This window comes from Nocardioides seonyuensis, from assembly GCF_004683965.1.
Taxonomy (GTDB): domain Bacteria; phylum Actinomycetota; class Actinomycetes; order Propionibacteriales; family Nocardioidaceae; genus Nocardioides; species Nocardioides seonyuensis.
Window position 1 is genome coordinate 2,581,667 of record NZ_CP038436.1, and the last position, 25,035, is coordinate 2,606,701.

Below are 25,035 nucleotides of genomic sequence, written 5' to 3' on the forward strand. Positions count from 1 at the left end.
CTGCCCATCGGCAGCGGGTGGCCGGGCCGTTGCGCGTCCCGGAAGACTCAGCGCTTGGCGCCGGGGAGGTTGCTGAGGCGCTGGAGGGCCCGCTCGGAGACGGCGACGAAGTCGGGGCGGGTCATCGTCATCTTGCCGTCGGGGGTGAACCCGACCTGGGAGACGGAGTTGCCGTCGCGCGCGACCGACATGAAGAACGGCACGGCCACTGCGTCGGAGACCTCGATCGACAGCGCCCAGACCGTGAGCTCCTGGTGCTTGCCGGAGCGGGAAGCGAGGGTCGTGACGGTGGTGCCCAGGTTGGCTCGGGCGCAGGAGCGGATGCGGTCGCGGACCTGGCCGAGGAACTTCCGCGCCGCCTTCGGGCTCATCCGACCCACGGTCTGGGTGAGGCCGAACTGGTCGGCCCGGTTGCTCTCGGGGAAGAGGAAGGTGCGGGTCAGGGCCTTCTTGATGCCCTTCTGCCGGAAGGAGGTGCGGTCGCAGCGGGTGGCGGCGAAGTTGTTGTGGGCCTTGTCGGGGTCGGTGCCGACCCAGGGCCCCACGGCGGCGGTCACGGGGGGCAGGTCGACGGCGGACAGCAGGCCTGAGGGCTCGCCGATGGCGAGGGGGTCGGTGACGCGGCTGCGTGGCGTGGTGGAGCACGCTCCCGCTCCGGCCGCGTCGCAGACGTTGTCGACGGCGGCGGCGAGCCCCGCGGTTGCAGTTCGGGTGTCCAGGGGCTTGGCGCTCGTGCGGACCACGGTGGTCACCAGGAACTGGCCGCTGTGCGCGATGGCTGCGTCGATGACGCTCGGACGCTTCCCCCACGAGCGCAGCCGGAACTGGGCTGCCGCGTCGCCGACACCGCGCACCTCGCGGGTCGAGACGAGCTGGACGCGAGGGGCCAGGCAGTCGGCGAACCACATGCGGGCCGCCTCGAAGGAGCCTTCGGCCGCCACGGGCGAGGCGGAGACCTCCAGCAGCTGCGTCACGTCGGTGCGCAGGACGGTCGAGGAGGTCTTCTCGACGCGAGCCTTGTCGCCGCGACCGACGCGCTTGCGCCTCGGCACCTCCTCGGTGCCCTTCCAGCTGCGCACGAGCGCGCCCAGGCCCTCGGCGTCGGCGAAGCGCTCACGCTGGCACGGCATCACCAGGCCGTCGCCGGCAAGGTTGTCGGAGGTCTTGGTCTGGGTCCAGTCGAGCTTGCGTCCGAACCTGGTCACCTCGTGGTCGGCGAGAAGCACCGACTCGTCGAGGGCTGCGGCGGCGGGGTCGGTGCTCTCGGTGCGGACCGTGCCGGTGGCGCGGTCGGCGGACAGCCCGCTCGGGTCCGCTGAACCGGTGGCCACCACCGACCCGGAGGCGACCAGTGCCACGGCGGCGAGCGCGGCGCCCGCCAGCGTGTGGGTGCGGCGACGGGTCGTGCCGGCGCGGCGGATGATCGTGGCGCGCGGCCAGCGGACGTCCACGAGGGGTGCGTTCAGCTCCTCCAGGCGCGGCGCCACGTCGGGGGCGGGCATCGCCTCCCGGTAGCGGAAGAACTGGGCCGTGGCGGTGCGCAGCTCGCGCTCGGCGTCCGGACGTGGCATGCCGACGACGCGCGCGATCTCGGACATGGACAGGGGCGAGAGCGCGCTGAGGACGAGCAGGTGGCGCTGCGGGCCGGTGAGGCGGGAGAGCGCGTCGAGGGTGGCCTTGATCTCCGGGTCGAGGGACTTGTCCTGGTGCCAGGGCTTGGCCGAGTGGCGCCGCTTGGCACGGGTGTGGGCGAACTCCCGGACCCAGGACTCGCGATCCTCCAGGACGCCCACCTTGCGCCAGTGGTGCCATGCGATGGTGAAGGCGTCGCGCACGGCTGCGCGCGATGCGGCGATGTCACCGGTCAGGGCGAAGGACTCGTGCAGGAGACGCGCTCGCGTCGACGCGTAGAACGCATCGAACGATTCGGGACTCTTCGGCACCGCTCCAAGGTATCCGGCGGCCCTGACCCGCGCACATTCGAGTACGCGGCGTGGGAACCTGCCGATCCCGGCCCCGCGGGTGATGATGGCGACGTCATGACGTCCCTGCTGGTCCGCCCCACCTCACCGGACGCGGCCTCCACGCGGCCCCGACCGCTGGTGCTCGTGGCCACCCTCGGCGGACTTGTCGCCGCTCTCGGCCCTCTCGTCGTACTGCTCGCTGTCGGGGTCGTCGGCTGGTTCGTCTCCGACGCCGGTGCCCACGGTGAGCCTTCCGACGGCATGCGCGTGGGAGCCCTGGCGTGGCTTGCCGCCCACGGCTCGGGCTTCAGCGTGATGGGCGCGCGGGTCGACCTGGTGCCGCTGGGCCTCACCGCGCTGAGCGCGTGGTCGGTGTGGCGGGTGGCCCACCGTGTGGGTGACGAGGTGTCCGGCCACGGCCCGGACGCCCATCGACTCTCCGACGGCGAGCGCGACCTGACCGTGCCGACGTCGGTGGTCCTGTTCTTCGCGGGCTACGCCGTCGTCGCGGTGGTCGTGGCTGCGCTGGCCTCCGGCTCCGACACCACTCCTTCCGTCCCGCGCGTCCTGGCCTGGTCGCTCGGGATGACGCTCGCGCTCGCCGCCCCGGCGATCGCCATCGGATCGGGACGCGCCGCCATCTGGACGGCGATGCTCCCGCGCGGGGTGCGCGCGGCCGCAGTGGTGACGATGTCGGTGCTGACCGCCCTGGCGGTCGTGTCGGCAGGGATCTTCCTCGTGGCGCTCGGCGCCGGCTCCGGCGACGCGGCCACGATGTTCTCCCGGCTGCACACCAGCCCGTCCGAGGCCGGTCTCTACGCCCTCGTCAACGCCGCCTACCTCCCCAACGCCTCGGTGTTCGCCGGCTCGTGGCTGCTCGGGCCGGGCTTCGCGATCGGCGGAGGCACGATGGTCTCGCCGACGGTGGTGGTCCTCGGCCCGCTGCCCCTCGTTCCGATCCTGGCGGCGCTCCCGGCGGCGGGCACTCCCGCGGGCTGGGTGTCGAGCCTCGTCTTCCTGCCGCCCCTGCTCGCTGCGTTCGCGGCCTTCCGTGCGCTGCGCCGGCGAGGCACCGCGCTGCGCTGGGACGAGGCGGCCCTCGCCGGCTGCGGTGGCGGCATCCTGGCCGGAGCCCTGTTCGCTCTGCTGGCGTCGGTGGCCGGCGGCGCCGTCGGTCCGGGCCGGATGCGCCACGTCGGCCCCTTCGTGCCCGAGGTGCTCGTGCACGCCGTCGCGGCCTGCGGCATCGGAGGCCTGGTCGGGGCGCTGGTCTGGGTCTGGTGGCAGCGGCGCGGAGCCCTAGACTCCGAGGAGTGACCGCTCGCCTCGTCGTCCTCGTCTCCGGCTCCGGCACGAACCTGCAGGCCCTGCTCGACGCCTGCGCCGAGGAGTCCTACGGCGCCACGGTCGTCGCGGTCGGCTCAGACCGCGAGGGCATCGAGGGACTGGCCCGGGCCGAGCGTGCCGGGGTCCCGACCTTCACCCGCCGGGTCGCGGACTTCGAGACCCGCGACGGGTGGGACCGGGCCCTGACGACGGTCGTGGAGAGGTTCGAGCCCGACCTCGTCGTGCTGGCCGGCTTCATGAAGCTCGTCTCGGAGGACTTCCTGGCGAAGTTCCCGACCGTCAACACCCACCCGGCGCTGTGCCCGTCGTTCCCCGGCATGCACGGGCCGCGCGATGCCCTCGAGCACGGCGTCAAGGTGACCGGGGCGACGCTCTTCTTCGTCGACGGGGGAGTCGACACCGGTCCGATCATCGCCCAGCGTGCCGTCGAGGTGCTCGACGGCGACGACGTGGAGTCCCTGCACGAGCGGATCAAGGGCGTCGAGCGCGCCATGCTGGTCGACGCGGTCGGCCGGCTGGCCCGTGACGGCTGGACGGTCGAGGGTCGACATGTCCGCCTCGGCGGCGCTCAACTAGGCTGAGCCCACACGACTGGCGCAGGTGGGTGACCACCAGGGAGTGACGCGCGAGGGCATCGAACGCCTGGGTGCCCTCCACTTCAGCCCACCCCGACGAGGAGTGTCCCTTCCGTGACCGATCGCATCCCGCTCCGCCGAGCCCTCATCTCCGTCTACGACAAGACCGGGCTGGAGGAGCTCGCCCGCGGTCTGCACGACGCGGGCGTCGTGCTCGTCTCCACCGGCGGGTCGGCCGCCCTCATCGAGGGCCTGGGCATCCCCGTCACGAAGGTCGAGGAGCTCACCGGCTTCCCCGAGTGCCTCGACGGGCGCGTCAAGACGCTGCACCCCCGCGTGCACGCCGGCATCCTCGCCGACCGCCGCCTCGACTCCCACGTCCAGCAGCTCGCCGAGCTCGAGGTGGAGCCCTTCGACCTGGTCGTCTCCAACCTCTACCCCTTCACCCAGACCGTCGCCTCGGGCGCCTCGCCGGACGAGTGCGTCGAGCAGATCGACATCGGCGGGCCGTCGATGGTGCGCGCGGCCGCCAAGAACCACCCGAGCGTGGCCATCGTGACGAGCCCCGCGTCGTACGACGCCGTGCTCTCCGCGGCGCGCGAGGGAGGCTTCACGCTCGAGGACCGCCAGCGCCTGGCCGCGGAGGCGTTCGTCCACACCGCCACCTACGACGTGCACGTCGCCTCCTGGATGGGCAACGTGCTGACCGACACGAGCGAGGGCAGCGGCTTCCCGGCGTGGATGGGAGCGACCTGGACCAAGCAGGCGACGCTGCGCTACGGCGAGAACCCCCACCAGCCGGGAGCCCTCTATGCCAGCGGCTTCGTGCCCGAGCCGGGCCTGGCCCAGGCGGTCCAGCTCCACGGCAAGGAGATGTCCTACAACAACTACGTCGACGGCGACGCCGCGCGCCGCGCCGCCCACGACTTCGACGAGCCGGCGGTGGCGATCATCAAGCACGCGAACCCGTGCGGCATCGCGGTCGGTGCCGACGTGGCCGAGGCACACCGCCTGGCCCACGCCTGCGACCCCGTCTCCGCGTTCGGCGGCGTGATCGCGACCAACGTGCCTGTCTCGGTCGAGATGGCTCGCCAGGTCGCCGAGATCTTCACCGAGGTCGTCGTGGCGCCCGGCTTCGACGAGGGCGCGGTCGAGATCCTCTCCGCGAAGAAGAACATCCGCCTGCTGGAGTGCGCCCCCCTCGCGCGCGGCGGCGCCGAGCTGCGACCCGTGTCGGGCGGACTGCTGCTGCAGCACCGCGACACCCTCCAGGCGCCCGGCGACGACCCGTCCACGTGGACCCTCGCCACCGGCGAGGCCGCCTCTCCCGAGGTGCTGGCCGACCTGGCGTTCGCCTGGCGCGCCTGCCGTTCGGCGAAGTCCAACGCGATCCTGCTCGCCTCCGGCGGAGCCTCGGTCGGCATCGGCATGGGCCAGGTCAATCGCGTCGACTCCTGCCGCCTCGCCGTCGAACGGGCCGGAGACCGCGCGGCGGGGTCGGTGGCCGCCTCGGACGCCTTCTTCCCCTTCGCCGACGGCCCGCAGATCCTCATCGACGCCGACGTGCGCGCGATCGTGCAGCCGGGTGGCTCGGTGCGTGACCAGGAAGTGATCGACGCCTGCGCCGCCGCCGGCATCACGATGTACTTCACCGGCACACGGCACTTCTTCCACTAGAGCATCGGTCCACGGGGGACACGACATGAGCACCACGTGGTGGCAGCGGATCCTGCCTCCGACCAAGCTGGAGCGCGACCTGGCGGTCCAGTCCGTCCTGTCGGCGTTCGCGACCGGGTCGTTCCTGACCGGGACGGCCGTGTTCTTCACCCAGGTGGTGGAGCTCTCCGGAGCCCAGGTCGGCGTCGGCCTGTCCGTCGCGGCCGGGATCGCACTGCTCCTGCAGCTGCCCATGGGCCGTCTGGCCGACCGCGTCGGCGCCAAGCCCCTGTGGATCATCGCGTCGTCCGTCGAGGCGGCGCTCTACTTCCTGTGGCCCTTCCTGAGCGGCATGGTGGCCTTCGTCGCCATGCTCTCGGTGCTCGCGGTCTTCGAGACGGCGGGCCGCAACGCCCGCAACGTCTACCGGATCGCGGTGTTCTCCCGTGAGCAGCGGGTGCGGTCGATGGCCTACATGCGGGCCGCGCGAAACGTCGGCTACACGATGGGCGCCGGCGCGAGCGGGGTGGCGCTGGGCCTGGGGCTGGACGCCGTACGCGCCATCCCGCTCCTCACCGGGGCACTGCTCGTCGTCAACGCCGTGATGATCGCCGTGACGTTGCCCGCCATCGCGCGCCACGTGCCGATCCACACCCTCGAGGACACCGTCACCGCGGCCCCGGCGGCCTGGCGCAACACCGGCTTCGTGGTGCTCGCGCTGTGCAACGGCGCCCTGTCGTCCAACCAGGTGCTGCTCAACATCGTGGTGCCCTTGTGGCTCGTCGAGCGCACCGACGCTCCCCAGGTGCTGCTGGCCTGGCTGTTCGGCACCAACACCGTGCTCGCCGTGCTCCTCCAGGTCCGCGCGTCCCGTGTGGCCGACTCCGTCGACGGCTCGCTGCGTGCGTTCCGCTGGTCAGGCTGGGCGTTCGTGCTCTCGTGCGCCCTCCTGGCCATCACCCACGACACGGTCGGATGGGTCTCGATCGTGCTGATCTGGGTCGGGCACATCACGATCACCGGCGCGGAGCTGTGGCAGTCCGCAGCCGACTGGGGACTGACCTCCGAGCTGTCCGACCACCGGCGACTGGGCGACTACCAGGGCGTGTGGGGGATGGGCTACCAGGTCGAGCCGATCATCTTCCCGGCGCTCTACACCTTCCTCGCGCTGAGCTGGGGGACCCCCGGGTGGGCCGTCATCGCGCTGATCGGCGTGGCCGCCGCCGTGGTCGCGCACCCGGCCGCGCGAGCCGCCGAGCGCCACCTGGTCAAGGTCGGCGCACCGGTCGGCGTGTGAGGTCGGCTGCTCCCTAGACTGACCCGCGTGACGGCACAGAAGCTCGACGGCAGCGCGACCCTCAGGACCATCATGGCCGAGCTGGAGGCCCGGGTGGCTGCACTCAAGGAGCGCGGAGCCCCCCTCGGCCTCGCGACCGTGATGGTGGGCGAGGACCCCGGCAGCCAGTGGTACGTCGGGGCCAAGCACAAGGACTGCGCCAAGCTCGGCATCCCCTCCTTCCGTCGCGACCTGCCGACCGGCGCGACCCAGGACGAGGTCGAGGCCGTCATCGACGAGCTCAACGACGACCCGGCCGTCACCGGGTTCATCGTCCAGCAGCCGACCGGGCTCGACGAGTTCCGGCTGCTCTCGCGCGTCAGCCCCGACAAGGACATCGACGGGCTCCACCCGACCAACCTCGGCAAGCTCGTCCTCGGGGAGGAGGGTCCACTCCCGTGCACCCCGGTCGGGTGCGTCGAGCTGCTGCGCCGTCACGGGGTCGAGATCAACGGCGCCGAGGTCGTCGTGGTGGGCCGCGGCATCACCGTCGGCCGGCCGATCGGCCTCCTGCTCACCCGCCGCTCCGAGAACGCCACCGTGACCCTGTGCCACACCGGCACCCGCGACCTCGCCGCCCACGTGCGCAACGCCGACGTCGTCGTGGCCGCCGCCGGCGTGCCGGGCATCATCACCGGCGACATGGTCAAGCCCGGCGCTGCCGTCCTCGACGTCGGGGTCTCCCGGGTCGACGGCCAGATCGCCGGTGACGTGGCCGAGGACGTCTGGGACGTCGCCGGCTGGGTCTCGCCCAACCCCGGCGGCGTCGGCCCGATGACGCGCGCGATGCTGCTCTCCAACCTGGTCGGTCTCGCCGAGCGATGACCGACGACCAGTCCGGGATCAAGCCGCCGGAGGACATCCCGCCGATCTCCGCGGAGGACCTGGTCGGGGGAGAGGCCGACCCGTCGGCCGTGGAGGAGCGCCGCTACCCCTCCACGATCGGTGGCGCGTTCTACCTGCTCGTGCTGCTCGTGGTGGGTGCCGGCCTGGTCGTCGTGATCACCGGTGAATGGCGGCTCGGCATCCGCATCATGGGTGGATCGCTGCTGGGCGCCGCGCTCATCCGCCTGCTCCTACGGGCCCGCGACGCCGGGATGCTCGCCGTACGACACAAGCTCCTCGACGCCTTCGTGCTCATCGTCCTCGGAGTCGCTCTCATCTTCCTCGCGGGATCGATCCCCGACCAGCCCGGCTTCTGACCGCGAGTCGGCGCCAATACTCACCGAGTCGGCGCCTAAATCCGCCGAGTCGGCGCCAATATGCGCCGAGTCGGCGCTTGTGCACACCATGCATGTGCAGAAGCGCCGACTCAATGAGGATTTACGCCGACTGGGCGGGGTGTTTGCGCCGACTCGGCGGTCAGATCAGGCCGAGCTCCGTCACGGCCTGGCGCTCGTCGGCCAGCTCTGCCGTCGAGGCGTCGATGCGGGCGCGGGAGAACTCGTTGACCTCGAGGCCCTCGACGATCTTCCAGTCACCGCCCGAGGTGGTGACCGGGAAGGAGGAGATGAGGCCCTCGGGGACGCCGTACTCGCCGGAGGAGCGCACGGCCATCGACACCCAGTCGCCCTCGGCGGAGCCGAAGAGCCAGTCGCGGGCGGCGTCGATGGTGGCGGACGCAGCCGAGGCGGCCGAGGAGGACCCTCGCGCGTCGATGATCGCAGCGCCGCGCTTGGCGACGGTCGGGATGAAGGTGTTCTCCAGCCAGTCCTGGTCGCCGACCTTCTCGGCGGCGTTCTCGCCGGCGATCTTGGCGTTGAAGAGGTCGGGGTACTGGGTCGCGGAGTGGTTGCCCCAGATCGTCATGTTCGTGATGTCGGTGACGGGGGCGCCGGTCTTGGCCGCGAGCTGGCTGATCGCGCGGTTGTGGTCGAGACGGGTCAGCGCGGAGAACCGCTCCTGCGGGATGTCGGGCGCGTTGGTCATCGCGATCAGGGCGTTGGTGTTGGCGGGGTTGCCGGTGACACCGATGCGCACGTCTTCGGCCGCGACGGCGTTGAGGGCCTTGCCCTGGGCGGTGAAGATCGCACCGTTGGCCGAGAGCAGGTCACCGCGCTCCATGCCGGGGCCACGCGGGCGGGCGCCGACGAGCAGGGCGAGGTTGACGCCGTCGAAGATCTTCTCGGCGTCAGCACCGATCTCGACCCCGGCCAGGGTCGGGAACGCGCAGTCGTCGAGCTCCATGACGACGCCCTCGAGCGCCTTGAGCGCCGGCTCGATCTCGAGCAGGCGCAGCTCGATCGGGCGGTCCGCGGCCAGGGCACCACTGGCGAGGCGGAAGAGCAGGCTGTAGCCGATCTGGCCGGCGGCGCCGGTGACGGCGACCTTGAGGGGGGCAACCACGACGTGACTCCTCGGGAGGTTCGTAGACGTTCTGTCCCGCCGACGCTAGCAGCGGTGGGCCGATGGCATGCTGGCGCCCATGCATCGGGCCGGCTGCCTCACTGTTGTGCTGTTGTGCTTGTCCGGATGTGGCAGCGCGGGCCAGCCTGCGCCCTATGACGCGACCGGCGTCGACGGGCTCGAGATCCCCACCGCCTCGCCCGATCCCGCCGACTTCGTCGAGGAGGTCGACAACCCGTGGCTGCCCCTGGCCGGCCGTGACTCGTGGCGCTACGTCGTCGAGCAGGGCGGCGAGCAGGTCGGTGCAGTGAGGGTCGCGGTGACCGGGCCTGCCGACGTCGCGGGCCTGCAGGCGACGGGAGTCCGCACGACCACGCGGGTTCGCGGCGCGGGTCGCTCCGAGTCCACCAGCTACTACGCCCAGGACGAGGCGGGCAACGTCTGGCTCGTCGGGCAGGACCTGGTCGACGGTGGGTGGCGCGCGGGCGAGGGGTACGACGCGGGGCTCGCCATGCCCGCGCAGCCGCGGCTCGGCGACGCGTGGGTGCGCGTGGACGCTGTGCCCACCAGCGAGACCGTGCGGGTGGTCGACGTCATCGTGGCGGAGGACCCCGAGCAGGTCACCCTGGAGTCGGTGGAGACCGGGACCCGCACGACGTACACGGCTGGCACCGGGCCGGTGCTGACCCTGGAGGACACGGGCCGCACCACCGAGCTGGTCGACTGATCGCTGGGGGCGGCTCGTGGCGCAATCACCTGCGGGCGATCGCCTCGCGGACCTCGCGCACTGACGGGTTGGTCAGGTAGACGCCCCCCACGACGACGGTCGGCGAGAGCTCGTAGCCCTCGTCGTGGTGGGCGCGGACCGCGGCTGCTCCCGCCTCGTCGTCCCGGAAGCGCACCGCCCTGTGAGGCACTCGGGCCAAGGTGAGCTTGGCGCGGAGCTTCGCGGAGTAGGGGCAGCCAGGCTTGTAGTACAGGACAGGGACGTCATCGTCCACTGGGCCTCCGGGCGTCCTCGTCACCTTGCCAATGTGCACCTCGTCGGGCTGGCGCACAAGGCAACGAGTCGGCGCTCGTCAGTCCGGGCGCCGGACCTGGGTGCGGCCGTCGTCGTCGGCGTCGGGGTCGCCCCAGTGCCCAGGCTGACCCGGAGCGGGCTGACCCGGAGCAGGCTGACCCGGAGCAGGCTGGCCCTGGACCGGCTGGCCGGGAGCATGCTGGCCGGGCCTCATCGTGTGGCCGGAGTCGGGCTGGGGGGTGCCCCACTGCTGCGGCGGGGCTTGCGGCGCGCCGTAGGCCGGATCGGGTGCTCCCCACTGCCCGGGCTGTCCCGGCGGCGGCTGCGGGGCCCCCACTGAGGCGGGGGCTGCGGGGCGCCGTAGGGCTGCTGCGGGTGGCCCCAGGCGGCGGGCTGGCCCTGGTTCCACTGGGCCTCGTAGCCCGTGGGGGCCTGGCGCGCCCGGCCACCGCCGAAGCTCAGGCCGGAGCCCGCGACCGGCTCGCTGCCCTGGCCGAAGAGCAGCGGGTAGCTCAGTCCGGCGATCGTGGCTCCGAGTAGCGGCGCGACGATGAACAGCCAGAGCTGGACGATCGCGTCGGTGCCGGCGAAGACGCCCGGACCGATCGAGCGCGCGGGGTTGACCGAGGTACCGGTGGCGAACATCGAGCCGAAGTGGATCATCGCCAACGCGAAGCCGATGGCCAGCGGGCCCATGACCGCCTGGAGCTCGTTGCGGGCGTCGGTGACCGCGAGGATCACCCACAGGAACACCATCGTCAGCAGCGCCTCGAGCAGCAGGGCGGCCCACCAGGTGATGCCGCTGCCCTCCTCTCCGAAGGAGTTCTGCGCCATGTTGCCCTCGGCGCTGAACCCCTCAAAACCCTGCAGGATGCCGAACAGCGCGGCACCGGCCAGCAGCCCTCCGACCAGCTGCGCGGCGACGTAGATCCCGGCCTGGCTCCACGGCAGACGGCCACCCAGGGTGGCGCCGAGGGTCACGGCGGGGTTGAAGTGGCCGCCCGAGATGCGGCCGACGGCGTAGGCCATCACCACCACGGTGAGACCGAACGTGAGGCCGGTGACGACGTAGCCGGAGGGCTCGCCGGCCGTCAGGCCGGAGCCGATCGCGGCGCCGCAGCCGAAGAAGACCAGCACGAAGGTGCCGAGCAGCTCCGCGGCGAACTTCTGCCCGGTCGTCGGCACGTCTTCGTCAGTCGTGCCCGTGATCGTCTCAGCCATCGCTGGCAGCCTCCCGTGTGTCGTGGCCAGGTCCCGTGGTCAAGCTGTGCGGCCACGGGGCACTCTAGCCATCGCCCGCCGACCGGTGCGAGGGTGGACGAGTCGCACCGGAGGAGACCGTCAGGTATCTTGATGTCAAGTTACTTTCGACCGGTTCTCCGATCACCCCCCAGGAGCTCTTCGCGCCATGGCCAAGATCATCTACACCCACACCGACGAGGCACCGCTGCTCGCGACCTACTCGTTCCTGCCGATCATCTCGGCCTACGCCAGGACTGCCGGCGTCGAGGTCGAGACTCGTGACATCTCCCTCGCGGGGCGCATCATCTCCCAGTTCCCCGAGCGGCTCACCGAGGAGCAGCGGCTCGACGACGCTCTCGCCGAGCTCGGTGACCTGGCCAAGCGCCCCGAGGCCAACATCATCAAGCTCCCCAACGTGTCCGCCTCGTTGCCGCAGCTCAAGGCCGCGATCGCCGAGCTGCAGTCCCAGGGCTACGACCTGCCCGACTACCCCGAGAGCCCCCAGACCGACGAGGAGCGCGAGGCCCGCGCCAGGTACGACAAGGTCAAGGGGTCCGCGGTCAACCCGGTGCTGCGCGAGGGCAACTCCGACCGCCGCGCGCCGGCCTCGGTGAAGAACTATGCGCGCTCCCACCCCCACTCCATGGGGGCCTGGAGCAGCGACTCCAAGACCGCGGTGGCGACGATGGGCGCGCGTGACTTCGCCTCCCACGAGAAGTCCGTGGTCCTCGACTCCGACGACACCCTCTCGATCGTGCTCGTGGGTCAGGACGGTGAGACCGTCCTCAAGGACGGGCTCGCGGTGCTCGCCGGCGAGGTCGTCGACGCGACGTTCATGAGCGCCGCCGCCCTCGACGAGTTCCTCGAGGCCCAGGTGGCCCGGGCGAGGGAGGAGGGCGTGCTGTTCTCCGCCCACCTCAAGGCCACGATGATGAAGGTCTCCGACCCGATCATCTTCGGCCACGTCGTGCGCGCCTTCCTGCCCGAGGTCTTCACCCAGTACGGCGAGCAGCTCGCCGCCGCCGGTCTCTCGGCCAACGACGGGCTCGGCGCCATCCTGGCCGGCCTGGACAAGGTGGAGAACGGGCCCGAGATCAAGGCGGCCATCGAGCAGGGCCTGTCCGACGGCCCCGCCCTCGCGATGGTCGACTCCGACAAGGGCATCACCAACCTGCACGTCCCCAGCGACGTGATCATCGACGCCTCCATGCCGGCGATGATCCGCACCTCGGGCCAGATGTGGAACGCCGAGGGCAAGCAGCAGGACACCCTGGCCGTCATCCCCGACTCCTCGTACGCCGGCGTCTACGCGGCCGTGATCGACGACTGCAAGGCACACGGTGCCTTCGACCCGTCCACGATGGGCTCGGTGTCCAACGTCGGCCTGATGGCCAAGGCGGCCGAGGAGTACGGCTCCCACGACAAGACCTTCGAGATCCCCAGCGCCGGCAAGGTGCAGGTCCGCAACGCGGCCGGGGACGTTCTCCTCGAGCACGACGTCGAGGCCGGTGACATATGGCGCGCCTGCCAGACGAAGGACGAGCCGATCCGTGACTGGGTCAAGCTCGCCGTGACCCGGGCCCGCGCCACCGGCAACCCGGCGATCTTCTGGCTGGACGAGGGTCGTGCCCACGACGCCAACCTGATCACGCTGGTGCGGCGCTACCTGCAGGACAGCGACCTGGTCGGGGACACGGACGGCCTGACCATCGAGATCATGGCACCGGCCGAGGCGACGGCCTACAGCCTGGAGCGGATCCGCCGCGGCGAGGACACCATCTCCGTCACCGGCAACGTGCTTCGCGACTACAACACCGACCTGTTCCCGATCCTGGAGCTCGGCACGAGCGCCAAGATGCTCTCCGTGGTGCCGCTGATGAACGGCGGCGGCCTGTTCGAGACCGGCGCCGGCGGCTCCGCCCCCAAGCACGTGCAGCAGCTGGTCAAGGAGAACTACCTGCGCTGGGACAGCCTCGGTGAGTTCTTCGCCCTGGCGGCCTCCCTCGAGCACCTCGCCGGCTTCGCCGACAACGCCCGGGCCAAGATCCTCAGCGACACCCTGGACCGGGCCACCGAGACGTTCCTCAACGAGGACCGCTCGCCGGGCCGCCGGCTGGGCACCATCGACAACCGCGGGTCGCATTTCTACCTCGCGCTCTACTGGGCCGAGGAGCTCGCCTCGCAGACCGACGACGCGGAGCTCGCGGCGGCCTTCGCCAGCCTCGCCGACACGCTCCGTGCCAACGAGCAGAAGATCCTGGACGAGCTCCTCGCAGTGCAGGGCCAGCCGGCTGACATCGGCGGCTACTACCGTCCTGACGAGGAGAAGACCAACGCGGTGATGCGGCCTTCGACCACGCTCAACGAGGCACTTGCCACTCTGTGACGGGATCGCTGGGTGAGCTCGGCGCGGGGCTGTCCATCGTGAGGGCGACGACGGCCCCGCCCAGGATCATCAGGCCGACCAGGCCGAAGACCACCAAGGTGGCGACCAGGCATCCCACCGCACCCGTGGCAGGGCTGGCCACCATCGACCTCTCCGGGTCCATGGGGTCGTAGACGACCTGGACGGTGGGGTCGGCGGTGCCGACCGGCATGCCCTGGTCGCCGAGGTCGCCGCTGCCCTGGTGGGTCGCCCCCATGTGGTCGCGGTACTCGTAGTGCCCGACGAGGACGCTGTGGCGCGAGTCCCTGCTGCCGCGTGTCGACTGGCTGACGCGGAGCAGCCTGGCCGTGGTCGGTGTCCACGTCCTGAGTCGTGCCCTCGTGCGCCAGATCCCCCCGATGACGACGACGGGGAGCGCGACGAACGCGATCGCGATGAGCACGAAGACGGTCGCGACGACCACGGGGACGGCATCGAGCATGGCCTCATCCTGCCTCCCGGGCGTGCAGGGCCCGACTTCAGGCCGTTGGGGAATAGGTGGGTGAGTCTCGGGCTTGGACAATGGAGTGCCCATGACGACGACCTCGACGACCCCGACCGACGGCTCCTCCCTGGGCTCTCCTCACCACTACCGACTGGCGATCCTGGCACTGTCGATGGGTGGTTTCGCGATCGGCACCACCGAGTTCGTCTCGATGGGGCTGCTGCCCCAGCTCGCGCGTGCCGTGCAGGTCAGCAACCCGGTCGCCGGGCACGCGATCTCGTCGTACGCCGTCGGAGTCGTCGTCGGCGCACCCCTCGTCGCCTTCCTCGGGTCGCGCTGGCCGAGACGAGGGCTGCTCATGGGACTGATGGCCGCCTTCGCGCTCGGCAACGCGGCGACCGCCCTGGCCACGAGCTACCCGGGGCTGCTCGTCGCCAGGTTCGCCGCCGGTCTCCCGCACGGCGCCTACTTCGGTGTCGCCTCGCTCGTCGCGGCCTCGCTGGCGCGGCCCGGTCGCGAGGGGCGCGCGGTCGCCAGCGTGATGCTCGGCCTGTCCTTCGCCAACGTGCTCGGGGTCCCCGCGGCGACCTGGCTGGGTCAGACCCTCGACTGGCGGGCGGCCTACTGGCTGGTCAGCGTGTTGGGGTTGCTCACCCTGGCGCTCGTCGCCCTCTACATCCCCTCACGGCCCGGTGACCGTGAGAGCCACTGGCGCCGCGAGCTGGCGGCCCTGGGACAGCCGCAGGTGCTGCTCACGCTGCTCGCGGGTGCGGTGGGTTTCGGCGGCATGTTCGCCGTCTACACCTACATCGTGCCGACCTTGACCGAGGTCGGTGGGCTGTCCGAGAGTGTGGCGCCGGTGTTCCTCCTCGCCTTCGGGCTCGGGATGATCGGTGGCACGTGGGCCGCCGGCGAGATGGCGTCGTGGTCGGTGTTCCGCTCGATGTTCATCGGCGGTGCCGGACAGGGCGTGCTGCTGCTGGCCTTCGCCTGGCTGGCGCCGTACGCCTGGCTGACCCTGCCGGTGCTCTTCGGCATCACGTTCACCGGCTCGATCCTGGTGGTCAACCTCCAGCTGCGCCTGATGCACGTCTCCGGCGATGCGCAGACGATGGGCGCCGCCATGAACCACGCCTCGCTCAACATCGCCAACGCCCTGGGGGCGTGGCTGGGCGGCCTGGTGATCGCGGCCGGGCTGGGCTACCGCGCGCCGGGCGTGGTGGGAGCCGCCCTCGCGCTGGTGGGGGTGGTGGTGCTCTACGTGTCGCTCCACCTGCACCGCACCGAGCTGGCGCGCGCCGGTTGCGACCTGACCTGAGCGCGACATGCCCCCGCCCTGGTGGGCGGGGGCATGTCGTCAGGTCAGCCGATCTGTCGGCTCAGAGCGTCCAGCAGTTGCCGAACTGGGGCAGACCCGCGAAGCGCGCCTCCCAGTAGGGGAGCGACTCCGCCACGTGCGGGACCATGCCGCCGAGGTGGGTCGGCACGATGTTGCTGGAGAACCGCACGTTGGCGCCCTTCTGGCACCAGGACTTCGCCATCGCCTTGCCCACGGCGAAGGGGATGGTGTCGTCGAGCCTCGAGTGCGTCACCAGCACCGGCACGCTCGGCTTGATGTTGCCGATCTGCTGGTCCGAGACCAGCATCGAGAACGGCACTTCCTTCATGATCTCCGCGAGCGAGCGCCCGTCCTGGGTGAGCTCGGTGGACTTGGTGAAGGCGGAGTCGAACAGGTTGAACACGCAGTCCTGCTCGACGTCCTGCAAGGCCTGCACGCCCTTCTCGTTCAGGAACATCGAGAGCGCCGAGTCGAGACCGTAGCTGGCGGTGATGCCGCGCACCGCGAAGAAGCCGAACGCGGCGAAGAGCGAGCCGTCCAGGTTCTCGGCGACCTTCTGGAGGTCGGCCGGGACCGCGCCGACGACCGCGCCCTTGATCTTGAGCTCGGGTGCGTAGGTCGACGCGAGCTCCGCGGCGGACGCTGCAGCGCCGCCACCTTGTGAGTAGCCCTGGAGCCCGACCCGGCTGCTCGACGAGAGGCCGGTGCCGGTCAGCCGCTGCGCGGCACGCACGACGTCGAGGGTGGCCCGGCCCTGGGAGACGCGGTCCATGTAGGTGTGGATGCCTGCGGTGCCGAGGCCCTCGTAGTCCGGGACGGCGACTGCGTAGCCACGCGCGAGGAGCGGCTCGATGCCGATCGACTCGTACTCGACGAGCTCGGAGTAGACGCGAGAGGGGGCGCAGCGATCGGCCATGCCCTGGGTGCCGGGCGCGTAGCCGATGACCGGGCGGGTGCCGAGGCCGACCCACGGCGAGTTCGGGACCAGCACGGTCCCGGTGACGGCGATGGCCTTGCCGGCGCGGTTGGTGGACTTGTACATGATGCGCCAGGACTGCTTCACCAGGCTGCTGGTGTCGAGCGGGTCGAGCAGGAACGTCATCTTCTCCGATCGGATGACGTCGCCGTTGTTGGCCGGCAGAGTGGCCGGCGCCTCGTAGAAGGCCGGCCGTGGGGGCTCCTCCACGGCCTGTGCCGGCGCCACGGCGACGAGGCCCATGGCCATCGACGCGGTGAGCGACAGTGCGAGTGCTGCAACCGTGCGGACACGGCTTCTTGCGGTGACAGCCATTTCAGGCGTCCCTCCCAGCCGGACCGTCCGGCTCCCTGGCTGGAGGCTAGTGAGGTCGCACGCCTACAAGATAGGGGTGACTTTTGTCACGTGAATGGTGTATAAACTCTTGTTTACACAAGTGTCCGGTAGTCCATGCCCATCGCGTCACGCACCTCGGCGAGGGTGGCCTCCGCCATCTGGTTGGCTCGCTCGTTGCCGGCAGCGAGCACGCTCGTGAGGTAGCCGACGTCGGCCGCCAGCTCGTTGCGCCGCTCACGCAGCGGTGCCAGCTCGGTGTTGACCGCGTCGGTCAGGCGCGCCTTGAGGGCACCGCCGCCACCGTCGCCGATCTCTGCCGCGACCTGCTCGGGGTCGGTGCCCTCGCAGAGGGAGATCACCTGCAGGAGGTTGGCGACCTCGGGGCGGTGGTCGGGATCCCAGGTGATGTGGCGCTCGGCGTCGGTCTTGGCGCCCTTGATCTTCTTGGCGGTCTCGTCGGCGCTCATCCGCAGCTCGATGACGTTGCCCTTGGACTTGCTCATCTTGGTGCCGTCGGTCCCGAGGATCAGCGGGGCCTCCGACAGCAGGGCATCGGGCTCGGGGAACACGTGGCCGTAGCGGTCGTTGAAGCGCCTCGCGATGACGCGGGTCTGCTCGATGTGGGGGAGCTGGTCGCGGCCCACCGGGACGACGTTGGCCTTGCAGAACAAGATGTCGGCCGCCTGGTGGACGGGGTAGGTGAGGAGCAGCCCTCCGATGGAGGTGATGCCCGCCGTCCGGGCCTCGTCCTTGACGGTGGGGTTGCGCTGGAGCTCGGCGACGCTCACCAGGCTGAGGAAGGGCAGCATGAGCTGGTTGAGCGCCGGGACGGAGGAATGGGTGAAGATCGTGGCCTGCTCGGGGTCCAGGCCCGCCGCGATGTTGTCGACGAGCAGGTTGGTGACGCTGCCCCTGATGTCGCCGGCCACCTCGCGGTCGGTGATGACCTGGTAGTCGGCGATGAGCTGCCAGATCTCTGCACCACTGCGCTGGAGCTTGACGCGGTTGCGGATCGAGCCGAAGTAGTGGCCGATGTGAAGGGCGCCGGTGGGTCGGTCCCCGGTCAGCATGCGCAGTGAGCCCGGGTCGTCGGCGATCAGCTTCTCGACGGCGGCGCTGCGCGCCTGGGCTGCGCGGAAGGTCTCACTCACGCCCCGATCCTATTGATCACCCGGTGTCGGCAGGCTCGCGCCCCCAGCACCCGGTGATCGACCCCGACTCGGTTCTGTAAGGTCGTTCGGGTGCTGACCATCGGAGTGGCGATCGCGATTCCGGAGCCGTGGGCGACGCAGCTCCAGGACTACCGCACCTCCATCGGCGACCACACGGCCCAGCACATCCCCACCCACATAACCCTCGTGCCACCCGTCGACGTGGCGGAGGAGGACCTCGCGGCACTCCAGGAGCACCTGGAGGCGACCGCCGCGACCCGCCGTCCCTTCCGGATCCACCTGCGCGGCACCGGGACGTTCCGGCCGGTCTCCCCGGTGGTGTTCGTCAGCGTGGTGGAGGGCATCTCCGAGTGCGAGCAGCTGGCCGAGGTGGTCCGCAGCGGCCCGCTGGCGGTGGACCTGGCGTTCCCCTACCACCCGCACGTCACCATCGCCCACCACCTCGACGACGCGACGCTGGACCGCGCGTTCGCGGAGCTGAGCGCCTTCGACTGCCAGTTCGAGGCAGAGTCCTTCGCGCTCTACCTCCACGAGCAGGAGGAGGGGTGGCGGCCCGAGCGCACCTTCGAGCTGGGACGCCGGTGAACCCCTTCACGGCACGGCTCCAGCGGGCACGCGAGCGCCGGCCGCTGCTCGACCACGTGGTGCGCACCTTCGAGCACTACGGCAAGGTCAACGGCAGCGCCCTTGCCGCCGCCGTCACCTACTTCGCGTTCTTGTCGTTCTTCCCGATCCTGGCGCTCGCCTTCGCCGTCATCGGCCTGGTCTCGCGGGCCTACCCGCGCGCGGAGGAGGACCTCGTCGAGGCGCTCGACCAGGTGCTTCCCGGTCTCGTCGGCGGTGACAACGGGCTGCAGCTCTCGACGTTCCAGGAGAACGCGCCGGGCATCCTGAGCATCGGGATCCTGCTCGCGCTCTACTCGGGCCTGGGCTGGCTCTCAGGGATGCGCACCGCCCTGGTGGCGGTCTTCGAGGAACCCTCGCGCGAGCAGCCGGGGTTCGTCGTCGGGAAGCTGCGCGACGTGCTCGCGCTCCTCACCCTCGGCTCGGTGCTGCTCGTCAGCGTGGCCGTCTCCGGTGTTGCCACCAAGGTCGCCGAGCCGCTCCTCGACCTCGTCGGCCTCGACGCGGGGGCAGAGCCGCTCCTGTGGATCCTGGCACTGGTGCTGGGGCTCGGCGCCAGCACGCTGCTCTTCTTCGCCTTCTTCAAGCTGCTGGCGACCCCCGACGTGCCCACCCGCTCGCTGTGGTCCGGCGCCGCCCTCGGTGCTGTTGCCTTCGAGGTCCTCAAGCAGCTCTCGACGGTGCTCCTTCAGGCGACCCGGGAGCAGCCGGCCGTGCAGGCGTTCGGCATCGCCCTGGTGCTCGTGGTGTGGATCAACTACTTCTCCCGCGTGATCGTCCTGGCCGCCTCCTGGGCCCACACCACGGCAGCGTCCCGTGCCCGACGGGCGGCCGACGCGCGGGTCGGGGCCGCGCCCGTGGAGGGCCCCAGCACGGACCTCGAGGTGCTGGCGACCGACGAGGCGACTGAGCCGTCGTACCCCCCGTCGAGGTCGGTGCCCGCCGCGTTCGGCGCCGGCGCCGCGGCGATGCTCGCCCTCGTCACGGTCCTGCGGAGACGTCGGCCCTGAGGCGTCCTCGGCTCCGGCACGTGCGAGAGTTGGGGAGTCACGACCCGCACCTGAGGAGAACCCATGGCCAACCTTGCCAGCCTGCTCGAGAGCTCTGCCGAGAAGTACCCCGACCGCGACGCACTGGTGCTGGGTCCGCTGCGCCTGAGCTACGCCCTCGTCGACGGGTTGGCCAACCAGGTCGCCAACCTGCTGACGGCACGCGGCATCGAGCCCGGGGACAAGGTCGCGCTGAGCTGCCCCAACCTGCCCCACTTCGCGGTCGCCTACTACGGCATCCTCAAGACCGGGGCGACCGTGGTGCCCCTCAACGTGCTGCTCAAGGGCCGCGAGGTGGCCTACCACCTCGAGGACTCCGACGCGAAGGCCTACGTGTGCTTCGAGGGCACCGCTGACCTGCCGATCGGCCAGGAGGGCCACGCGGGCTTCGAGGCTGCTCCGGACTGCGAGCACTTCTTCGTCCTCACCGTCGACCTCGGCGCCGAGTCCCCGATCGAGGGCACCGAGGCGCTCGGCCGGGCGATCGCCGACCAGCCCACGACGTACGACACCGTGGAGACGGCCGACGACGACACCGCCGTGATCCTCTACACCTCCGGCACCACCGGCCAGCCCAAGGGCGCCGAGCTCATGCACAGCAACATGCGCTCCAACGCCCTGGTGTGCCAGGAGCTCTTCGACACCGACCCGGACAAGCAGGAGACGCTCCTGTGCGTCCTGCCGCTCTTCCACTCGTTCGGGCAGACCGTGATCATGAACGGCGGCTTCGCCATCGGGGGCACGGTCGTGATGCAGCCCCGGTTCGAGCCCATCGGCGCGCTGGGCCTGATGCGCGACGAGGGCGTCACCATCTTCGCCGGCGTGCCCACGATGTACTGGGGCCTGCTCGGCGCGCTCGAGGACAGTGGCGTGCAGCCGGAGGAGATCCGGAGGAGCCTGCGGGTCGCGATGGCCGGCGGCTCGGCACTGCCGGTCGAGGTGCACAAGGAGTTCGAGAAGCGCTTCGGCGTGGTCATCCTCGAGGGCTACGGGCTCTCGGAGACCTCGCCCGTCGCCTCGTTCTCCAAGCTGGGGGAGCCGGCACGGCCGGGTTCGATCGGTGTGCCGATCCCGGGGGTGGAGATGAAGCTCATCGACCCCCAGCCCGGTGTGCGCGAGGACCTCGCGGACGAGCCCGGCACGATCGGCGAGATCGCCATCAAGGGCCCCAACATCATGAAGGGCTACTACGGACGCCCCGACGCCACGGCCGAGGCAGTGGTCGACGGCTGGTTCCGCTCCGGCGACCTCGCCCGCAAGGACGAGGACGGGTGGTACTACATCGTCGACCGGTCCAAGGACATGATCATCCGCGGCGGCTACAACGTCTACCCGCGCGAGATCGAGGAAGTCCTGCTGACGCACCCGGACGTGAGCCTGTGCGCCGTCATCGGGGTGCCCCACGACAGCCACGGCGAGGAGGTCAAGGCCGTCGTCATCCGCAACCCCGGCTCGAAGCTCACCGAGGACGAGCTCGTCGCCTGGACGAAGGACCAGATGGCCGCCTACAAGTACCCCCGGATCGTGGAGTTCCGCGACCAGCTGCCGATGACCGCGACCGGCAAGATCCTCAAGCGCGAGCTCTCCTGACGAGCCCCAACCCCAGACAGTCCGCTGCGAAATGCCGCTGAACAGGACGTTCAGAGCGGCATCTTGCAGCGGACTGTCTCGGGTGGGGAGCCAGGACCGGGGAGTACGACGTCTCAGTGGCCGTGGCGGATGGCCGTGCGCAGGTCCTTGTTGAGCTGGCTGATCACGTCGAGCGGGATCTCCTTGGGACAGGCAGCGGTGCACTCACCGATGTTGGTGCAGCCGCCGAAGCCCTCGTGGTCGTGCTGGGCGACCATGCTCACCACGCGCGTGTCACGCTCGGGCTGGCCCTGGGGCAGCTCGCCGAGGTGGGTGATCTTGGCGCCCAGGAACAGCGAGGCCGAGCCGTTGGGGCAGGCGGCCACGCAGGCGCCGCAGCCGATGCAGGTGGCGACGTCGAAGGCGCGGTCGGCCTTGGCCTTCTCGACCGGGAGGTTGTTGGCCTCGGGGGCGGAGCCGGTGTTGACCGAGATGTAGCCGCCGGCCTGGATGATCCGGTCGAAGGCCGAGCGGTCGACGACGAGGTCCTTCAGCACCGGGAACGGGTCGGCGCGCCACGGCTCGACGGTGATGGTGTCGCCGTCGGAGAAGGACCGCATGTGCAGCTGACAGGTGGTGGTGACCTCCGGCCCGTGCGCCTGCCCGTTGATCATCAGGCTGCACGTGCCGCAGATGCCCTCGCGGCAGTCGGAGTCGAAGGCGACCGGGTCCTCGCCCTGCTCGTTGAGGTTCTCGTTGAGCAGGTCGAGCATCTCGAGGAACGACATGTCCTCGGAGACGCCGTCGAGGTCGTACTTCTGCATCGCGCCCTTGCTGGCCTGGTCGGCCTGGCGCCAGATGTTGAGGGTGAGCTTCACTTGTAACTCCGTGCCTTCATCTCGATGGCTTGGTAGGTCAGTGCTTCCTGGTGCAGGACGGGCATGTGGCCGTCCTCGCCGGCCCACTCCCACGCGGCGACGTAGGCGAACTCGTCGTCGATGCGCTCAGCCTCGCCGTCGGGCGTCTGGGACTCGGCGCGGAAGTGGCCGCCGCAGGACTCGCGACGGTTGAGCGCGTCGATGCACATGAGCTCGCCGAGCTCGAAGAAGTCTGCGACTCGGCCGGCCCGCTCGAGGCTCTGGTTGAGGCTCTCGGCGGTGCCGAGGACCTTGACGTTCTTCCAGAAGTCGGCCTTGAGGTCACGGATCAGGCCGATGGCCTTGGTCAGGCCCTCCTTGGTCCGCTCCATGCCGCAGTACTCCCACATGATCTGGCCCAGCTCCTTGTGGTAGCTGTCGACCGAGCGGGTGCCGTTGACGCTGAGGAAGTGGTCGATGCGCTGCTGGACCGACTGCTTGGCCTCGACCACCGCCGGGTGGGACTCGTCGATGCGCTCACGGGTGTCGGCCAGGTAGTTGGCGATCGTGTAGGGGAGCACGAAGTAGCCGTCGGCCAGGCCCTGCATCAGCGCGGACGCACCGAGGCGGTTGGCTCCCTGGTCGGAGAAGTTGGCCTCGCCGGCGACGAACAGGCCCTCGATGTTGCTCTCGAGGTCGTAGTCGACCCAGAGGCCACCCATCACGTAGTGCACCGCGGGGTAGACGCGCATCGGGACCTCGTAGGGGTTCTCCGCAGTGATCTGGGTGTACATGTCGAAGAGGTTGCCGTACTTGGCGGCGACCGTGTCGCGACCCATGCGCTCGATGGCATCGGCGAAGTCGAGGTAGACGCCGCGACGCACACCGTCGACCTCGGGGCCGACGCCACGACCCTCGTCGCACATGTACTTCGCCTGGCGGGAGGCGATGTCACGGGGCACGAGGTTGCCGAAGGCGGGGTAGATCCGCTCCAGGTAGTAGTCGCGGTCCTCCTCGGGGATCTCGCGCGGGTCCTTGGCGCAGTCCTCCTTGTTCTTCGGCACCCAGATGCGCCCGTCGTTGCGCAGCGACTCCGACATCAGCGTGAGCTTGGACTGGTTCTCGCCGGAGACGGGGATGCACGTCGGGTGGATCTGCGTGTAGCAGGGGTTGCCCATGTAGGCGCCCTTGCGGTGGGCACGCCATGCCGCGGTGACGTTGGAGCCCATCGCGTTGGTGGAGAGGAAGTAGACGTTGCCGTAGCCGCCGGTCGCCAGCACGACCGCGTCACCGAGGTGGGTCTCGATCTCGCCGGTGACCATGTCGCGCACGATGATGCCCTTGGCCACCCCGTCCACCACGATGAGCTCGAGCATCTCGTGACGGGTGTGGGTGGTGACCGTGCCGGCGGCCACCTGGCGCTCGAGCGCCTGGTAGGCGCCGATCAGCAGCTGCTGGCCGGTCTGGCCGCGGGCGTAGAAGGTGCGCGAGACCTGGACCCCGCCGAAGGAGCGGTTGTCGAGCAGGCCGCCGTACTCGCGGGCGAAGGGCACTCCCTGCGCCACGCACTGGTCGATGATGTTGGCCGAGACCTCGGCCAGGCGGTAGGAGTTGGACTCGCGGGAGCGGAAGTCGCCGCCCTTCACCGTGTCGTAGAAGAGGCGGTAGACCGAGTCGCCGTCGTTGCGGTAGTTCTTCGCGGCGTTGATGCCGCCCTGCGCGGCGATCGAGTGGGCCCGGCGCGGGGAGTCCTGGTAGCAGAAGCTCTCGACCTGGTAGCCGGCCTCGCCGAGGGTCGCACCGGCCGCGGCGCCGGCCAGGCCGGTGCCGACGATGATGACCTTGACCTTGCGCCGGTTGGCAGGGTTGACCAGCTTGGCGTGGGCCTTGCGCTCCTCCCACACCTGCGGGATCGGCACGTTGGTGGGGGCCTTGGTATCGGCGATCGGCTCGCCGAGGGTGAAGAAGTCGGCAGCGTCGCTGGCTGCGGTCCTGGTCTGGGTCTCAGTCATGTTCTTCGATCAGCCTTTTAGTCGACGATGCCGGCGAGGACGAGGACGGGGACGACGGAGAAGCCGCCCGCGATGACGATGGCCACGAACCAGCCCGCAGCCTTCGCGCGCCGGCGCGCCTCTGCGGTGTTGGTGAGGCCGAGCGTCTGGAGCGACGACCACGTGCCGTGGTGCAGGTGCATCCCCAGCGCCACCATCGCCACGAGGTAGATCACGGTCATCCACCACACGTCGAAGGTGTCGACCATCAGGTTGTAGGGGTCGTTGGTCTCGCCCCCGGAGATGTTGACCTTGCCGATGGTGAAGTTGATCAGGTGCCAGACGATGAAGAGCAGCAGCGCCAGGCCGCCCCAGCGCATCGTGCGCGAGGAGAGCGAGGAGCCGACGTTCTTCTTCACGGCGTACTTCTGGGTGCGGGCGGCCCCGGCTCGGCGCCACAGCGCGACGGCGGCTCCCACGTGCACCACCAGGGACGCGATCAGCGTCAGGCGGATGATCCACAGCAGCCCGCCGTAGGGGAGCATCGGCTCGCCGAAGGTGCGCAGGTGGTGGGCGTAGTCGTTGAACGCGTCGTGCCCGTCGAGCGCCTTGAGGTTGCCGTACATGTGCAGGAGCACGAAGCCGACGAAGATCAGGCCACTGATCGCCATCGCGAGCTTGAGGGCAATGGTGGAGCGCGCGCCGCGCGCCCCCTTCACCAGCTGAGGGGTTCGGGTTGTGGTCGCCACAAGAGGTCACCGTACC

22 protein-coding genes and 1 riboswitch are annotated in these 25,035 nt (G+C 70.4%); of the genes, 12 read left to right on the forward strand and 10 right to left on the reverse strand.

Features of this window, described 5'->3' with window-relative positions; genetic code table 11:
* Positions 1-47 precede the first annotated feature (47 nt).
* The gene (locus EXE58_RS12520; RefSeq protein ID WP_135268203.1) at positions 48-1,943 is read right to left on the reverse strand and encodes a SigE family RNA polymerase sigma factor; all 1,896 of its coding nucleotides are present in this window, start codon (positions 1,941-1,943) and stop codon (positions 48-50) included.
* A gap of 96 nt (positions 1,944-2,039) precedes the next feature.
* Here EXE58_RS12520 and EXE58_RS12525 point away from each other — a divergent pair, with 96 nt between their 5' ends.
* From EXE58_RS12525 to EXE58_RS12550, 6 genes are all read left to right on the forward strand, one after another.
* Positions 2,040-3,281, forward strand: a complete 1,242-nt coding sequence (locus EXE58_RS12525) for a cell division protein PerM (RefSeq protein WP_135268204.1) — start codon at positions 2,040-2,042, stop codon at positions 3,279-3,281.
* Positions 3,278-3,892: a phosphoribosylglycinamide formyltransferase gene (purN, locus tag EXE58_RS12530; RefSeq protein WP_135268205.1), complete on the forward strand. Its 615-nt coding sequence runs from the start codon at positions 3,278-3,280 to the stop codon at positions 3,890-3,892. Before EXE58_RS12525 ends, purN begins: the two co-directional genes overlap by 4 nt.
* Positions 3,890-3,966, forward strand: a riboswitch (ZMP/ZTP riboswitch). Its footprint overlaps the gene before it by 3 nt.
* Before the next feature lie 34 nt (positions 3,967-4,000).
* A complete protein-coding gene (gene purH / locus EXE58_RS12535) occupies positions 4,001-5,563 on the forward strand; it encodes a bifunctional phosphoribosylaminoimidazolecarboxamide formyltransferase/IMP cyclohydrolase (RefSeq protein ID WP_135268206.1) in 1,563 nt (520 codons plus the stop codon).
* Positions 5,564-5,588: 25 nt separating this feature from the next.
* Positions 5,589-6,839, forward strand: a complete 1,251-nt coding sequence (locus tag EXE58_RS12540) for an MFS transporter (RefSeq protein WP_135268207.1) — start codon at positions 5,589-5,591, stop codon at positions 6,837-6,839.
* A gap of 27 nt (positions 6,840-6,866) precedes the next feature.
* A complete protein-coding gene (locus EXE58_RS12545) occupies positions 6,867-7,703 on the forward strand; it encodes a bifunctional methylenetetrahydrofolate dehydrogenase/methenyltetrahydrofolate cyclohydrolase (protein ID WP_135268208.1) in 837 nt (278 codons plus the stop codon).
* Positions 7,700-8,080, forward strand: a complete 381-nt coding sequence (locus EXE58_RS12550) for a DUF3017 domain-containing protein (RefSeq protein ID WP_135268209.1) — start codon at positions 7,700-7,702, stop codon at positions 8,078-8,080. The genes EXE58_RS12545 and EXE58_RS12550 overlap by 4 nt, the downstream gene beginning before the upstream one ends.
* Positions 8,081-8,240: 160 nt before the next feature.
* Here the strand turns inward: EXE58_RS12550 and EXE58_RS12555 are convergent, their stop codons facing one another.
* The gene (locus EXE58_RS12555; RefSeq protein WP_135268210.1) at positions 8,241-9,224 is read right to left on the reverse strand and encodes a malate dehydrogenase; all 984 of its coding nucleotides are present in this window, start codon (positions 9,222-9,224) and stop codon (positions 8,241-8,243) included.
* A gap of 118 nt (positions 9,225-9,342) precedes the next feature.
* On the opposite strand from EXE58_RS12555, the gene EXE58_RS12560 reads away from it, so the two are divergent.
* Positions 9,343-9,951 carry a hypothetical protein gene (locus EXE58_RS12560; protein WP_208543997.1) on the forward strand — a complete coding sequence of 203 codons (609 nt, stop codon included), beginning with the start codon at positions 9,343-9,345 and terminating at the stop codon, positions 9,949-9,951.
* Positions 9,952-9,976: 25 nt separating this feature from the next.
* Here the strand turns inward: EXE58_RS12560 and EXE58_RS12565 are convergent, their stop codons facing one another.
* Positions 9,977-10,249 carry a glutaredoxin family protein gene (locus EXE58_RS12565; protein WP_208543998.1) on the reverse strand — a complete coding sequence of 91 codons (273 nt, stop codon included), beginning with the start codon at positions 10,247-10,249 and terminating at the stop codon, positions 9,977-9,979.
* A 206-nt stretch (positions 10,250-10,455) separates the two neighbouring features.
* Positions 10,456-11,466 (reverse strand): MIP family channel protein, encoded by a 1,011-nt coding sequence (locus EXE58_RS12575; protein ID WP_208543999.1) that lies wholly within the window; start codon positions 11,464-11,466, stop codon positions 10,456-10,458.
* A 187-nt stretch (positions 11,467-11,653) separates the two neighbouring features.
* Between EXE58_RS12575 and EXE58_RS12580 the strand changes: the two genes are divergently transcribed.
* Positions 11,654-13,873 (forward strand): NADP-dependent isocitrate dehydrogenase, encoded by a 2,220-nt coding sequence (locus EXE58_RS12580; RefSeq protein WP_135268214.1) that lies wholly within the window; start codon positions 11,654-11,656, stop codon positions 13,871-13,873.
* On the opposite strand, the gene EXE58_RS12585 is transcribed toward EXE58_RS12580, so the two are convergent.
* Entirely contained in the window at positions 13,848-14,354 is a 507-nt protein-coding gene (locus EXE58_RS12585; protein ID WP_167288865.1) for a DUF3592 domain-containing protein, read from the reverse strand. The two genes, EXE58_RS12580 and EXE58_RS12585, sit on opposite strands and share 26 nt — an antisense overlap.
* Before the next feature lie 91 nt (positions 14,355-14,445).
* Here EXE58_RS12585 and EXE58_RS12590 point away from each other — a divergent pair, with 91 nt between their 5' ends.
* Positions 14,446-15,675: an MFS transporter gene (locus EXE58_RS12590; protein ID WP_135268216.1), complete on the forward strand. Its 1,230-nt coding sequence runs from the start codon at positions 14,446-14,448 to the stop codon at positions 15,673-15,675.
* 61 nt (positions 15,676-15,736) lie between these two features.
* Here the strand turns inward: EXE58_RS12590 and EXE58_RS12595 are convergent, their stop codons facing one another.
* Together EXE58_RS12595 and trpS are read right to left on the reverse strand one after the other, a co-directional pair.
* Complete coding sequence (locus EXE58_RS12595) at positions 15,737-16,987, reverse strand: lipase family protein (RefSeq protein WP_135268217.1); 1,251 nt, start codon at positions 16,985-16,987, stop codon at positions 15,737-15,739.
* 113 nt (positions 16,988-17,100) lie between these two features.
* Complete coding sequence (gene trpS / locus EXE58_RS12600) at positions 17,101-18,159, reverse strand: tryptophan--tRNA ligase (protein ID WP_244242199.1); 1,059 nt, start codon at positions 18,157-18,159, stop codon at positions 17,101-17,103.
* Between the two features lie 90 nt (positions 18,160-18,249).
* Here trpS and EXE58_RS12605 point away from each other — a divergent pair, with 90 nt between their 5' ends.
* From EXE58_RS12605 to EXE58_RS12615, 3 genes are all read left to right on the forward strand, one after another.
* Positions 18,250-18,765, forward strand: a complete 516-nt coding sequence (locus tag EXE58_RS12605; RefSeq protein ID WP_135268218.1) for a 2'-5' RNA ligase family protein — start codon at positions 18,250-18,252, stop codon at positions 18,763-18,765.
* The gene (locus tag EXE58_RS12610) at positions 18,762-19,814 is read left to right on the forward strand and encodes a YihY/virulence factor BrkB family protein (protein WP_135268219.1); all 1,053 of its coding nucleotides are present in this window, start codon (positions 18,762-18,764) and stop codon (positions 19,812-19,814) included. The genes EXE58_RS12605 and EXE58_RS12610 overlap by 4 nt, the downstream gene beginning before the upstream one ends.
* Before the next feature lie 63 nt (positions 19,815-19,877).
* Positions 19,878-21,443, forward strand: a complete 1,566-nt coding sequence (locus EXE58_RS12615; protein ID WP_135268220.1) for a long-chain-fatty-acid--CoA ligase — start codon at positions 19,878-19,880, stop codon at positions 21,441-21,443.
* A 113-nt stretch (positions 21,444-21,556) separates the two neighbouring features.
* On the opposite strand, the gene EXE58_RS12620 is transcribed toward EXE58_RS12615, so the two are convergent.
* The 3 genes from EXE58_RS12620 to EXE58_RS12630 are packed head-to-tail and all read right to left on the reverse strand — an operon-like array spanning position 21,557 to position 25,019.
* Positions 21,557-22,300 carry a succinate dehydrogenase/fumarate reductase iron-sulfur subunit gene (locus EXE58_RS12620; RefSeq protein WP_135268221.1) on the reverse strand — a complete coding sequence of 248 codons (744 nt, stop codon included), beginning with the start codon at positions 22,298-22,300 and terminating at the stop codon, positions 21,557-21,559.
* Complete coding sequence (locus tag EXE58_RS12625; RefSeq protein ID WP_135268222.1) at positions 22,297-24,291, reverse strand: fumarate reductase/succinate dehydrogenase flavoprotein subunit; 1,995 nt, start codon at positions 24,289-24,291, stop codon at positions 22,297-22,299. Before EXE58_RS12625 ends, EXE58_RS12620 begins: the two co-directional genes overlap by 4 nt.
* A 17-nt stretch (positions 24,292-24,308) precedes the next feature.
* Positions 24,309-25,019, reverse strand: coding sequence for a succinate dehydrogenase cytochrome b subunit (locus EXE58_RS12630; protein WP_135268223.1), 711 nt, complete (start codon positions 25,017-25,019; stop codon positions 24,309-24,311).
* Positions 25,020-25,035: the final 16 nt, after the last annotated feature.

Bases quoted from the DNA above. Each gene is read 5' to 3' on its own strand.
- EXE58_RS12580 (WP_135268214.1), top strand. From the start codon at position 11,654: ATGGCCAAGATCATCTACACCCACACCGACGAGGCACCGCTGCTCGCG.
- EXE58_RS12585 (WP_167288865.1), bottom strand. From the start codon at position 14,354: ATGCTCGATGCCGTCCCCGTGGTCGTCGCGACCGTCTTCGTGCTCATC.
- EXE58_RS12615 (WP_135268220.1), top strand. From the start codon at position 19,878: ATGGCCAACCTTGCCAGCCTGCTCGAGAGCTCTGCCGAGAAGTACCCC.
- EXE58_RS12550 (WP_135268209.1), top strand. From the start codon at position 7,700: ATGACCGACGACCAGTCCGGGATCAAGCCGCCGGAGGACATCCCGCCG.
- EXE58_RS12525 (WP_135268204.1), top strand. From the start codon at position 2,040: ATGACGTCCCTGCTGGTCCGCCCCACCTCACCGGACGCGGCCTCCACG.
- EXE58_RS12575 (WP_208543999.1), bottom strand. From the start codon at position 11,466: ATGGCTGAGACGATCACGGGCACGACTGACGAAGACGTGCCGACGACC.
- EXE58_RS12595 (WP_135268217.1), bottom strand. From the start codon at position 16,987: ATGGCTGTCACCGCAAGAAGCCGTGTCCGCACGGTTGCAGCACTCGCA.
- EXE58_RS12625 (WP_135268222.1), bottom strand. From the start codon at position 24,291: ATGACTGAGACCCAGACCAGGACCGCAGCCAGCGACGCTGCCGACTTC.
- EXE58_RS12540 (WP_135268207.1), top strand. From the start codon at position 5,589: ATGAGCACCACGTGGTGGCAGCGGATCCTGCCTCCGACCAAGCTGGAG.
- EXE58_RS12590 (WP_135268216.1), top strand. From the start codon at position 14,446: ATGACGACGACCTCGACGACCCCGACCGACGGCTCCTCCCTGGGCTCT.